Raw genomic sequence first — 12335 nt, 5'->3', positions numbered from 1 at the left:
TTTAATTATGCATATTTCTGAGCAAGAGCAGCGAAAGCATCACCTCTTGCCATAAAGTTGTCGAATTGATCAAAGCTAGCACATGCAGGAGACAGCATCACCATATCACCTGGTTTTAACTGCGAAGATACTTGTTGAATCACATCTTCCATGGTGTCGAAACGTATTGCAGATTCATGCAGTGGCATAAAGTCATCGCCATCAGCGCCAAAGCAGCACAGTTGCAAGTTAAGCGTCGCGAAGATCGGTTTTAATGGCGAGAAGTCAGCACCTTTGCCAACACCACCAACGAGTAAGTAGAGCTTACCTGTCGACTCCAAACCAGATAGCGCAGCCATAGTGCTCGCAATATTAGTTGCTTTAGAGTCATTCACCCATTTTACGCCTTGATTATCCGCAACCACCTGGCATCGGTGTGTCAGTCCCGTGTAATTTTTAAGTGCATTCAATGCGTTGTGATAATCAACGCCCGCAGCCTTTAAGAGCGCTAAAACGACCAATGCATTGGATAAGTTGTGTTTACCAACCAACTTAAGCTCATCACTTGCGACGACTCGTTGACCGTGATCGAGCAGCCAAGTACGGTTGCCATCCACCTCGAGACCAAAGTCCTGATTGTCGCTGCCAAATGTCACCAATGGCATCTCTGCATCTGGGAAGGTTTCTTGATCATCACGGTTCACTACCGCAAGAGCAGCGTGGTCAAAAATACGCAACTTAGCTTGTCGATAGTCAGACATGCCTTGATAACGGTCCATATGATCTTCAGAAAGATTCAGAAACGCAGCGGCTTTGAGCTTTAAGCTTGACGTCGTTTCTAACTGGAAGCTCGAAAGTTCAAGCACATACAGGTCTGCGTCTTGTTCTAACAAATCCAGTGCAGGAACACCAATGTTACCACCAACGCCCACATCCAAACCTGCAGCCTTAACCATCACACCTGTGAGGTCGGTGACTGTGCTCTTACCGTTTGAGCCCGTAATCGCAATCACTGGTTTCTGCACCGCCCAGGCGAATAACTCAATATCACCAACTACTGTCGTGCCTTTTGCTAATACGGCTTGGATCTCTGGTGTCGCTAGCGCAATACCAGGGTTGGTCACGATAAGATCAGCGTCAGAAAGCCAGTCTGTATTCCAACCACCACTATGCAGTTGAACATCTTCCGGCAAACGCTCTGCACCCGGAGGGTTTACGCGAGTATCAATGACTTTGACCACAAGCTGTGGCTGATTTTTTCTTAGGTGTTTAACGACAGAGAGCCCGGTAATACCGAGCCCTACGACGACAACACTATGTATGTTTTGCCAACGTTCCATATTTGATCACACTGTAAATCTTGTTCTTGGAAAGTGCGATTAACGCACTTTCAATGTCGCAAGACCAATCAGAACAAGAACCATAGAAATAATCCAGAAACGCACGATTACGCGAGGTTCTGGCCAACCTTTCAATTCGTAGTGGTGGTGAATAGGTGCCATACGGAAGATCCGCTGACCACGCAGTTTGTATGAACCCACCTGTAGAATTACCGACAGCGTTTCCATCACAAACACACCGCCCATGATCACCAACACCAACTCTTGACGAACGAGAACAGCAATAGTGCCTAACGCGCCGCCAAGCGCTAGTGAGCCGACATCACCCATGAACACTTGTGCTGGGTACGTGTTAAACCACAAGAAACCAAGGCCTGCACCGACGATTGCTGTACATACGACAACCAACTCAGAAGCATGTGGTAGGTATGGAATATGAAGGTATTCAGAGAAGTTAACGTTACCCGTCGCCCATGCAATAACCGCGAAGCCTGCAGCAACAAGAACCGTTGGCATGATTGCCAAACCGTCTAGACCATCGGTCAGGTTAACCGCGTTACTCGTACCGACAATCACAAAGTAAGTCAGGATAATGTACATCAAACCAAGTTGCGGCATGATGTCTTTAAAGAATGGCACCACGAGCTGAGTGGCTGCAGTGTCTTTACCGTAAGCGTACAATGCAAAAGCCACGACAAACGCGATCAACGATTGCCAGAAGTACTTCCAACGCGCGATCAAACCATCGGTATTTTTGCGCACCACTTTACGATAATCATCAACAAATCCGACTGCACCGTAGCCAAGCAAGACCGTCAATACCGCCCATACATATGGGTTGGATAAGTCAGTCCAAAGCAAGATTGTGATTGAGATGGCCGCTAAGATCATGATACCGCCCATCGTTGGAGTACCACGCTTACTAAAGTGAGATTCAGGACCTTCGTTACGTACTACCTGACCAATTTGCAGCATTTGCAAACGCTTGATCATGATTGGTCCCATCCATAATGACAGACCCAGAGCGGTTAATACGCTTAGAATTGCTCGAAAAGACAAGTATTCAAACAATCGGAAAAAAGACAGGTATGGCTGTAGCAGCTCGGCAAGCCAAATAATCATTAATAATACTCCTTCAAAGCAGCAGCGACTTCAAACATACGTGCACCGTTCGCTCCTTTCACCAAAATCGTATGGTTTTCAGGAACGGCTTGGTCTAGATGCTGCTTGATGTATTCAATCATCTCTTGGTGCGTCTCAAAATGAATGCCTTGGCAAAGCTCACTGATCACCTTGGCGTCTGCACCATATGTGAGAACATGTTCAAATTTTTGTGGGGCAGCATGTTCCCCGACTTGACGATGAAGTGCAAGACTTTCCTCGCCCAATTCCGCCATATTACCTAAAATCAGCCAGCGCTGACCTGGGAAAGCAGCCAATAAGTCAACCGCCGCTTTCATGGCTGGCACGCTTGCGTTGTAGCTGTCATCAATCAATTTGATTTTTTCGCTCAGCGCTTCAACCTCGACGCGACCTTTCACTTTGTTTAAATGTTTAAGGCCAGCGCGAACCTCTTCTAATGTGGCGCCCATTTGTAACGCAATAATAGAAGCAGCGATTGCATTCGCCACGTTGTGTTGACCTATAATACCCAGAGACAGTTCAATTTCTTGTGAGCTTGCTGCGATATGTAGGTTAAAGCTGGCCTCTCCCGCGGCATTCATCACGATATTTGATGCATAGTAATCAGCCGCAGAATTACTTTGTGAGAAGGTGATAACTTCCTTATCCGCCAGCACGCTTTCCCACTTTGTTTCGCCATTGCTGTCTAAATTGACAATCGCAATACTACCTGCAGCAAGACCTTGGTAAATTTCACCTTTGGCTTGTTTCACGCCATCAATAGAACCAAAGCCTTCAAGGTGCGCAGCGGCTACATTATTCACTAACGCGATATCTGGTTTTACTAACTGCGTTGTGTAAGCAATTTCACCGATATGATTAGCACCAAGCTCAATCACGGCATAGTCGTCATCCTGCTGTGAGCGCAATAACGTCAACGGAACACCAATATCATTATTGAAGTTACCTGCAGTAAACAGCACTTTGCCTTTCAATTGCAGAATGCTCGCGACCATTTCTTTGACGGTCGTTTTACCACAACTGCCTGTGATAGCAACGGTAGGTGTTTGGCAAGTTTGATGCACCCAAGAGGCTAACTCACCCAGTGCCATTTTGGTGTCCGACACCACGACTTGTGGCACATTCACATCTAGACGTTTTTGTACGAGTAAAGCACCAGCGCCTGCATCCACCGCTTGTTGGCAAAAGTTGTGCGCATCAAAGCGCTCACCCACCAGCGCAACAAATAAAGCACAGTTGTCAATCGCTCGTGTATCAGTAGAAACCGCGTCGATAAGTAGATCATCGCCGAATAGCTCACCGCGAGTGATGTTGGCAATTTGAGATAACGTTACTTTGATCATAAGGACAATCCTAAAAGCTGCATAGCAGACTCACGGTCGGAGTAATGAATCGTTTCGCCATTCCGAATCTGATAATCTTCGTGGCCCTTACCCGCTAACAAGATGATGTCTTTTGGCGAAGCATTCTCAATGGCATAAGACAGTGCTTTGAAACGATCATGCTGCACAATCGCTTCGGCAGGTTTTGACAGCCCAGCTAACATGTCTTTTACAATCTGAACCGGATCTTCACTGCGTGGGTTATCGTCAGTCAACACCACTCTGTCGCCTAGACGCTCTGCAATTTCCGCCATCATTGGGCGCTTACCTGCATCGCGATCGCCTCCGCAACCAAAAATAGCCCACAGCTGCCCCTCACAGTGAACTCGTAAAGCTTGCAGCGCTTTTTCTAGTGCATCAGGAGTATGGGCATAATCGACCACGACTTTGGCACGGTCCTCTGTCTGGAATAACTCCATTCGGCCGAGTACAGGTTGCAACTGACCTGCGGTTTCGAGTAACGCTTGTTTATCCTTACCCAAGCTTAATAAGGTCGCAAAAGCGAGCATTAAGTTGGTTGCGTTAAACTCACCAATCAGTGGCGCGTGCAATTGACCTGAGCCAAATTTACCATCGAATTGGATAGTAATCCCCGACTCCGCGTAGCTGACATCTGTCGACCAAATTGCGCTTTCAAATTCAGTGTTTGGTTTGAGTGAAACCGCAATCGCATTGCTCAACTGCGTCGCCCATGCATGACCGACCTCATCATCGACATTGATAATGGCACGTTCACATTGATGTTGCGTAAACAACTCCAGCTTTGCATTGGCGTACTCTTCCATCGTGCCATGATAATCTAGGTGATCACGACTTAGATTAGTAAACACACCCGCCGCAAACGACAACGCCTTGACACGGCCTTGCGTTAAGCCATGAGAAGAGACTTCTAGCGCGGTGTATGTGGCGTGTTGATTTGCGAGAGAGGAGAGCGTTTTCTGAATTTCTACAGCATTCCCTGTTGTATTCGCGGCTTGCTGTAAATTGTCGAGAAAACCATTTCCCGTCGTGCCCATCACTGCCGCTTTGTGGCCAAGTAGCTCTAGCCATTGTGCAATTAGCTGAGTAATGGTGGTTTTGCCGTTGGTGCCGGTGACACCAATCAAATCCATATCTGGGTAAGCATAGAGCTTTCCAGCGATTGCAGATAAACGTTGATCCAACGTATCGAGGTAAATAACGGGAACGTCATCGATGATTTCCACTGTGCCGTGTGCTTTTACCTCACAGGCTTGCGCTAGAACCGCATTGGCGCCTTGCTCAATGGCAGAGGCAATGAAGTTACGCCCATCCACAACATGGCCAATCACCGCAACAAACGTGGTTCCAGGCTGAACTCTTCGGCTGTCGAGCTCCAATTCAGAAACAAGAACGGACGATAAACTGGGGCAATCCACCCAAGGGGAAAGCAGCACGTCCATACTGATGGCTTTAGTCATATTTGTTCTCCGAGCTTTGGCTCAGGTTTTCTTAATTTTGTTTGCTCAGTAAGCCACTCAGCTTACTGCTGGAATTTGTTTTCGTCTGGTGCAACATTGAGTATTTGTAGCGCGCCTTTCATGATTTCAGAGAAGACAGGAGACGCTACCGAACCACCATAGTAATCATCACCTTGAGGCTCGTTTACGATCACAACCAATGCAATTCGCGGATCGCTAACCGGAGCAAGCCCTGCCGTATAAGTAATGTACTCATCGCTGTATCCACCTGCAGACGCTTTACGTGAGGTACCTGTTTTGGCCCCCACTCGATAACCAGGAACTGCCGCTCGACGAGCCGAGCCTCCTTTTTGGGTTACGGTTTCCAGCATGTCCAAGACCTGGCGTGCGTACTTTGCACTCACTACTTGGCGCGACATGTCATGATCATTGCTTTCGATAATATGGATTGGCTCGTATTTGCCGAGATTTCCAAGCGTCGCATAGGCATGCGCTAACTGGATTGGCGTTATCGATAGACCATAACCAAACGCAATCGTGGCACGTTCAATAGGAGACCATCGTGTTCGTGTCGGGAAGATACCAGTCACTTCCCCAACGAGGTTCAGACCAGAAAGCTCACCAAAGCCCACAGAGCTGTACAGACCGAGCAGCGCCTCTACTGGCATTTGCATTGCCAGCTTCGTCACACCGATGTTACTCGATTTTTTGAGGATCGTGGTCAAGCTCGCTTTACCCACGCGGGATACATCTCTTACTCGGCTACCACCTAAACGAAGTACACCATTACCGGTATCTACGATGGTATCTTTATCGGCTACCCCATTTTCTAAGGCGGCTAAAATAACGAAAGGCTTAATGGTGGAGCCTGGCTCCATCGAGTCCGTGATCACTCGGTTACGCATTTTATAGCTTTGCCAGTCGCTACGATTGTTAGGGTTGTAGGAAGGCGCATTCACCATGGCCAATACGGCGCCGGTTTTCACGTCCAACATAACAACGGAGCCTGACGTGGCGCGATGGTCCGCAACAGCTTGTTTAATCGCACGATAAGCAATCGCCTGTAGTCGCTGGTCGATTGTTAACTGGAGTGACTTACCTTCTTGCTTGTCTTGCCACGCAATGTTTTCTACGACGCGACCATAACGGTCTTTACGAATGGTTTTCTTACCTGCGGCGCCAGTAAGCCACTCATCGTAGCTACGCTCAACACCCTCTAGACCATGCCCATCAATCCCCGTCACCCCAACTAAGTGAGCACTAACCTCACCGGCAGGATAGTAACGACGAGATTCTGACTTAAGACCCACACCAGGCAGCTTTAGCTCACGAATATAGTTCGCCATGGCTGGACTCACTTGGCGCTGCAAGTAAATAAAGCGGCGCTTTTCATTGTGCTTGATCTTGTCTATCAACCCTTGTCGGTCAACACCAAGAACATCCGCTAATGCATACCAGCTCTTGGTCTGGCTTAAGGCGTTTTCTTTAAATATCGTCGCGGGATCCGCCCAAACGGCCTCAACAGGCACACTGACAGCGAGCGGCTCACCATTTCGGTCCGAAATAATACCGCGTGCAGAAGGGATGGATTTCACACGAACCGAGCGTAGGTCACCTTGTTTAATCAGGTTATCCGGTTCAATGATTTGAATATAGGCTACGCGCGCCACCAAAAGTGCAAATGCACAAAAGACAAAAAACAGTAATAGATGGAAGCGCCAACGAATCAGAAAGGATTCTTCAACCGCCACTTTCACTGCTTTTTTCTCGGTTTTCGTATCCCCCGAAGCGTTTTTTTCTTTCGCGACAGGTTTACGCTTGTTGCTTGGTTTCGTGTTGGTTTTCTTTCTAATCATTTGAGCGTGACAACCACTTCTTTATCGCCATCAGGTCGTTTCATTTCAAGTTCTTTTTTGGCAAGGTCTTGAACACGACTGTGTTCCGCGAGGGCCGTTTCTTCCAACATCAGGTTGCGCCATTCGCTATCTAAACGCTCTCGTTCAACCAAAGTGTGATCTTTTTCGGTGATCGCTTGACGCGCATGGTGGGTAGCAAATACCACTCCCATTGCCGATGCCACGATCAATAGCAACAACAGTAATGGCCAGCGACCAACGGTGATAAGATCCGTTGCAATCAACTTAGCAAGGTTAGGAGTGGGTTTCGTCATAATAATTAAAGCTTTTCTGCAATTCTTAGCACAGAGCTGCGCGAACGAGGGTTCATTTCAATTTCTTGTTTGCTTGGCTTAATCGCTTTGCTCACCGCTTTCATATTCGCACTACCAAGAGCACGAATTTGCTCTTCAGTCATTGGAATGCCATGTGGCACTTCAGGTCCTTTGCTCTCTTTACGGATAAAACGTTTGACCATACGGTCTTCCAGAGAGTGGAAACTGATGACAGATAAACGACCTTCAGGAGCCAGAATACTTGCCGCGCCTTTTAGTGCCGTATCAATTTCTTCTAGCTCACTGTTGATGTAAATACGAAATGCCTGGAACGCACGAGTCGCAGGGTGTTTTTTCTCTTTAAAGCTTTTGGGTGCAGCATCTGAGATCAGCTTCGCGAGCTGGCCAGTACGTACCAGTGGTTCATTTTCTTCGTCTTCACGGTAGGCAACAATCGCTTTGGCAATACGGCGCGCGTGTTTGTCTTCACCAAACTCACGAATCACCCAAGTAATATCATCTAAGTCAGCTTCCATTAGCCATTGAGATACGGGAATACCTGATGTTGGGTCCATACGCATATCTAGCGGGCCGTCTTTCATAAAGCTAAAGCCACGCTCTGCGTCGTCTAACTGCGGAGAAGAAACACCTAAATCCAGTAGAACGCCATCAACTTTGCCAACCAAGTCATACTCTTCAGCATACTCAGCAATACCAGAAAATGGACCATGAATGATGGTGAAGCGAGGATCATTGATTTTGCCTGCTTCAGCTATCGCTTGAGGGTCACGATCGATACTGTACAGTCGGCCGTTTTCGCCGAGTTTAGATAAAATAGTCCGGCTGTGACCGCCACGGCCAAATGTTCCATCGATATAGATACCGTCTGGTTTGATAGCTAAGCCATCAATGGATTCATTTAATAACACGGAAATATGCTGGAAGGTTTCGGTCATAGCTTTCTCGTTGAATGATCTTGAAGCGATTTTAAGATATGTTGCTCTCTCATGCTGAATACTTATAGCAAAAGATCAACCTACCATAGTGTACTGATTTCCCACATCATCGCCACCTCAAGTCTAAAGTCAGACGTGATTTAGCGCCAAGTTTATTGGTAATGACAGGGTTTGCGTCAATAAAATGCAAAAAACCCATCACTACAAAAAGTAGTGATGGGTCTCGAATAGTTGGAGTCGACACATAAGCCGGGTTCTGTTCCGCTTGCGCGGCGGTAGCCATTCGTCTAGGCCAGCAATCGCTCACTGGCTCAAGCAACCTACCCGCCTCCTTACGCGAGCAACGCAATGTGGAGGCCTATTTGGTCTTGCTCCGGGTGGAGTTTACCCTGCAACGAACTATTGCTAGTCGTCCGGTGCGCTCTTACCGCACCCTTTCACCCTTACCTGTGCCCTAGGGCCATCGGCGGTCTTCTCTCTGCTGCACTTGTCGTAGGCTTGCGCCTCCCAGGCGTTACCTGGCACCCTGCTCTATGGAGCCCGGACTTTCCTCCCCTTTACCAGTCTCCCGAAGGACGTCAACGTCAGTCTCCCAAAGGACTTCAACGTCAGTCTCCCGAAGGACATCAGTAAAGCAGCGACTACCCAGTCAACTCCGAGGGCGGATTGTATAGAGTTATCTACTCAGAGTCTAGTGAGATCACAGATATGATGAAATGAATGCATTGAGTGGTGTTTTTTTAACCTAACCATCAAACATTGAGCCTAAAAAAGGCCGATATTTTCACATCGACCCGCTTTACCATGTGTCTCGTTAGCAGTGCTTAGTCTAAATTTTCTAAGCCCCACTTATACAACGCATTCTTCTTCAAGTTATGAATTTCTGCTACCAAAGCCGCTGCTTTTTTCAAAGGCAGCTCTTTGGTTAAAATCCCTAATGTACGCAAAGCATCATCTGGCAATGAATCGTCCACGGTTTCGCGATGGCCATGTACCAGCAACACCATTTCACCACGCTGTTGGTTATCGTCACTTTTCACCCACTCAATTAACTCACCTAATGGCATGCCTTGAATGGTTTCAAAGGTTTTCGTTAGTTCTCTCGCCAACACGACTTCTCTATCTGGGCCAAGAACGTCTAACATGTCTTGTAGAGAGTCCAAAATACGGTGCGGTGACTCGTAAAAAATACACGTACGCTCTACCGAAGCAATCTCTAGGAATTTATCCTTACGGCCTTTGCTTTTCGGTGGTAAAAAGCCTTCGAAGCTAAAGCGATCGGATGGCAAGCCTGATGCACTTAACGCCGTAATGACCGCGCAAGCACCAGGAAGCGGCACAACTCTAACGCCCGCTTGACGACATTTTGTCACCAAATGGTATCCTGGGTCGCTGATAAGTGGCGTACCAGCGTCAGAAACTAACGCGATAGACTGACCGGAAAGCAGCTTTTCTACCAAAACCTGTGCTTTTTGCTGTTCATTGTGATCATGCAGAGCAAAAGTTTTGGTTTGAATATTGAAGTGAGACAGTAATTTACCCGTATGTCGAGTATCCTCAGCAGCAATGATGTCCACCGTCGACAGAATTTCGATAGCACGTTGGGTGATATCCGCTAAATTTCCGATTGGAGTCGGTACGATATAGAGAGTTGGCCCCTCATTCGGCAACTTATTTTTATCTGTCATTTGTTTACCATCACTTCAACGATTAATATAGAGACAATTTTGTACAAAATTATAGAGAACTCACGGCAATGATTAACCATAAGAGACTCAGTGTACCACGCATACTTACTCCTGTTGCACTAGCAATTACGCTCGCCGCCTGTTCTTCAGGTCCAAGACAGCCTGATGGCGTTGATGTAACACTTGAGCCTACTCAGTCTGTTCAGAACTATATGATCCAAGCTGATAGCACGGAAGGCAGTTTACAAAATGACTGGTTGATCATGGCAACCAAAGCCGCTATTCAAGCGAACCAGTTTGATCAAGCAGAACTGTTGATCAAACGTCTGGCTCGACAACAGTTGACCGAAGTTCAGCAAGCGGAGTGGCAACTGGCGCGTGCGACCATACAGCAAAAGCAAGGTAATTACTCGCAGTTGCTGCAATTGTTAAACTTTAAACCTTGGTGGAAATTGCCAAACGAGCAATGGAAAGACTATTACTTGATGCGTGCCGACGCTTATCAAGGCCTCAACCAAGCGTTTGAAGCAAACCGCCAGCTGGTTGCATTTGGTCAATACGCCTCGTCAGCAGAGCAGAGGGAAACCTCTAGCCGTATTTGGATGAACTTTGGCAGCTACTCAGAATATGAACTCACCTCATTAGAAACAGAGCCGAATGAGGATGTTCTAGACGGCTGGCTTCAGCTGGCTGTTTATGCAAAAACGCTGTCGGGCAACCTGTCCCAACTTAAAAATACGCTAGAGCGCTGGTTAAGCGAAAACCCTTCGCACCCAGCTGCTATCTATACACCAGAAGAGATTCAAAACATTCTCTCTCTTGATATCGTGAAGCCAAACAATACTGCTTTATTGCTGCCGCTGACGGGTAAGTTCTCGCCACAAGCGCAATTAATTCGTGATGGTTTTGTATTTGCAATGATGAATGATCGTAATCGAGATCCTAGTGCAACACTTACGGTGATTGACACCAATGCGTATAACGCTGACCAAATTAAACAACGCTTGATCAATGAAAACATCGATTTTGTTGTTGGCCCTCTAGAAAAAGAGAACGTGGAGTTGTTGCACACAACCATGGATGGCTCAGCAAATGGCCCTACCATTCCAGCCCTTGCGCTAAATATCCCCGAGGATGTGCAACCAGATAGCAATATTTGCTACTTGGCATTATCACCGGAACAAGAAGCCGCACAAGCTGCAAAACACTTGTTCAGCGAAGGCTACAACTTCCCTCTTATTCTTGCACCAAAAGGCAGCTTTGGAGAGCGTGTAACTGAGGCTTTCAACAAAGAATGGCGAAAGTACAGCTCTAACAAAGTCGCAGCAAGTTACTTTGGTGACAAGCGCCAACTTCAAAAAGACATCAATGAAGTATTTGGCCTGCAAGAGAGCAAGCAGCGTATCGCCCAGATGCAATCATTAATGCGAATTAAGCTTGAAACACAGCCACGTAGCCGTCGTGATGTTGATGCGGTTTATATCGTAGCTAGAAGCACTGAGCTGACTTTGATCAAGCCGTTTATCGAAGTAGCGATTAACCCTGATGCGAAAGCACCACAAATCTTCTCTAGTTCGCGTAGCAACAGTGGCGGCGCGACATACGAAGATCTAACAGGCATCATCTACAGCGACATTCCATTGCTGATTGACCCAGATCCTAGCGTAACCGCTGAAATGAACGAGCTTTGGTCAGAGCAATCTAACATGGAAAAACGTTTGAAAGCACTCGGTATGGATGCATATAAATTGATCGGTGAACTTCCACAAATGAAGGTCGTTCCTGGTTACTCAGTCGGTGGCCAAACCGGTATTTTAAGTATCGACAACAACTGTGTTGTACAGCGTGAATTGAGCTGGGCTGAGCGTGGGGCTCTTTAGTAAGCGCCAAATCGGAAATCAATATGAAGCTCTGGCGAAGCACTATTTGCAACGCCAGGGCTTGCGCTTTATTGAACAAAATTTCCTGACCAAGGTCGGTGAGATTGATTTAATCTTCCAACAAGGTGAAACTATCGTGTTTGTTGAAGTCAAATATCGTAAGAATGATCACTTTGGCTCAGCAGCAGAAATGGTAACGCACGCAAAAATGCGCAAGCTAATCAAAACTGCACAAGTTTGGCTTAGCCAACAAAAGCGCTTAAAACACAATATCGATTATCGGTTTGATGTCATCGCTATTCATGGCAATGGGCGAGATATCAACTGGATAGAAAACGCAATCTCTGAAGGATAAGCG

10 protein-coding genes and 1 other RNA gene are annotated in these 12335 nt (G+C 47.0%); 2 read left to right on the top strand and 9 right to left on the bottom strand.

All coding sequences use genetic code 11. The features are described from left to right. Positions 1 to 5: 5 nt before the first annotated feature. The 9 genes from murD to rsmI all read right to left on the bottom strand — a co-directional run bounded on the left by murD (position 6) and on the right by rsmI (position 10097). A complete protein-coding gene (gene murD, locus CBX98_RS06215; RefSeq protein WP_006743234.1) occupies positions 6 to 1319 on the bottom strand; it encodes a UDP-N-acetylmuramoyl-L-alanine--D-glutamate ligase in 1314 nt (437 codons plus the stop codon). A 39-nt stretch (positions 1320 to 1358) separates the two neighbouring features. Next, on the bottom strand, positions 1359 to 2441 hold the full coding sequence (gene mraY / locus CBX98_RS06210) for a phospho-N-acetylmuramoyl-pentapeptide-transferase (protein ID WP_005372931.1): 1083 nt from the start codon (positions 2439 to 2441) through the stop codon (positions 1359 to 1361). Next, on the bottom strand, positions 2441 to 3805 hold the full coding sequence (gene murF, locus CBX98_RS06205) for a UDP-N-acetylmuramoyl-tripeptide--D-alanyl-D-alanine ligase (protein ID WP_109168782.1): 1365 nt from the start codon (positions 3803 to 3805) through the stop codon (positions 2441 to 2443). The genes mraY and murF overlap by 1 nt, the downstream gene beginning before the upstream one ends. Next, positions 3802 to 5283, bottom strand: coding sequence for a UDP-N-acetylmuramoyl-L-alanyl-D-glutamate--2,6-diaminopimelate ligase (gene murE, locus CBX98_RS06200; protein WP_109168781.1), 1482 nt, complete (start codon positions 5281 to 5283; stop codon positions 3802 to 3804). Before murE ends, murF begins: the two co-directional genes overlap by 4 nt. A gap of 62 nt (positions 5284 to 5345) precedes the next feature. Further along, complete coding sequence (locus CBX98_RS06195) at positions 5346 to 7139, bottom strand: penicillin-binding transpeptidase domain-containing protein (RefSeq protein WP_006743237.1); 1794 nt, start codon at positions 7137 to 7139, stop codon at positions 5346 to 5348. Beyond that, positions 7136 to 7453 (bottom strand): cell division protein FtsL, encoded by a 318-nt coding sequence (gene ftsL, locus CBX98_RS06190; RefSeq protein ID WP_012842154.1) that lies wholly within the window; start codon positions 7451 to 7453, stop codon positions 7136 to 7138. The genes CBX98_RS06195 and ftsL overlap by 4 nt, the downstream gene beginning before the upstream one ends. A gap of 5 nt (positions 7454 to 7458) precedes the next feature. Next, complete coding sequence (rsmH, locus tag CBX98_RS06185) at positions 7459 to 8409, bottom strand: 16S rRNA (cytosine(1402)-N(4))-methyltransferase RsmH (protein ID WP_006743238.1); 951 nt, start codon at positions 8407 to 8409, stop codon at positions 7459 to 7461. Positions 8410 to 8638: 229 nt separating this feature from the next. Then, positions 8639 to 9066: RNase P RNA component class A (gene rnpB / locus CBX98_RS06180), an RNA gene on the bottom strand. A gap of 167 nt (positions 9067 to 9233) precedes the next feature. Further along, a complete protein-coding gene (gene rsmI / locus CBX98_RS06175; protein ID WP_047009072.1) occupies positions 9234 to 10097 on the bottom strand; it encodes a 16S rRNA (cytidine(1402)-2'-O)-methyltransferase in 864 nt (287 codons plus the stop codon). A gap of 68 nt (positions 10098 to 10165) precedes the next feature. On the opposite strand from rsmI, the gene CBX98_RS06170 reads away from it, so the two are divergent. Continuing rightward, on the top strand, positions 10166 to 11977 hold the full coding sequence (locus CBX98_RS06170) for a penicillin-binding protein activator (RefSeq protein WP_109168780.1): 1812 nt from the start codon (positions 10166 to 10168) through the stop codon (positions 11975 to 11977). After that, complete coding sequence (locus CBX98_RS06165; RefSeq protein WP_109168779.1) at positions 11964 to 12332, top strand: YraN family protein; 369 nt, start codon at positions 11964 to 11966, stop codon at positions 12330 to 12332. The genes CBX98_RS06170 and CBX98_RS06165 overlap by 14 nt, the downstream gene beginning before the upstream one ends. The last annotated feature ends 3 nt before the right edge of the window (positions 12333 to 12335 follow it).

Origin of the sequence: Vibrio sp. T9, assembly GCF_003123985.1 — a bacterium.
GTDB lineage: Bacteria > Pseudomonadota > Gammaproteobacteria > Enterobacterales > Vibrionaceae > Vibrio > Vibrio diabolicus.
This window is presented reverse-complemented; position numbering and strand designations above follow the sequence as displayed.

What these genes read in the sequence shown, in the direction of transcription:
- CBX98_RS06195 (WP_006743237.1), bottom strand. Translation starts at nt 7,139, where the DNA reads ATGATTAGAAAGAAAACCAACACGAAACCAAGCAACAAGCGTAAACCT.
- murD (WP_006743234.1), bottom strand. Translation starts at nt 1,319, where the DNA reads ATGGAACGTTGGCAAAACATACATAGTGTTGTCGTCGTAGGGCTCGGT.
- CBX98_RS06170 (WP_109168780.1), top strand. Translation starts at nt 10,166, where the DNA reads ATGATTAACCATAAGAGACTCAGTGTACCACGCATACTTACTCCTGTT.
- rsmI (WP_047009072.1), bottom strand. Translation starts at nt 10,097, where the DNA reads ATGACAGATAAAAATAAGTTGCCGAATGAGGGGCCAACTCTCTATATC.
- murE (WP_109168781.1), bottom strand. Translation starts at nt 5,283, where the DNA reads ATGACTAAAGCCATCAGTATGGACGTGCTGCTTTCCCCTTGGGTGGAT.
- mraY (WP_005372931.1), bottom strand. Translation starts at nt 2,441, where the DNA reads ATGATTATTTGGCTTGCCGAGCTGCTACAGCCATACCTGTCTTTTTTC.
- rsmH (WP_006743238.1), bottom strand. Translation starts at nt 8,409, where the DNA reads ATGACCGAAACCTTCCAGCATATTTCCGTGTTATTAAATGAATCCATT.
- ftsL (WP_012842154.1), bottom strand. Translation starts at nt 7,453, where the DNA reads ATGACGAAACCCACTCCTAACCTTGCTAAGTTGATTGCAACGGATCTT.
- murF (WP_109168782.1), bottom strand. Translation starts at nt 3,805, where the DNA reads ATGATCAAAGTAACGTTATCTCAAATTGCCAACATCACTCGCGGTGAG.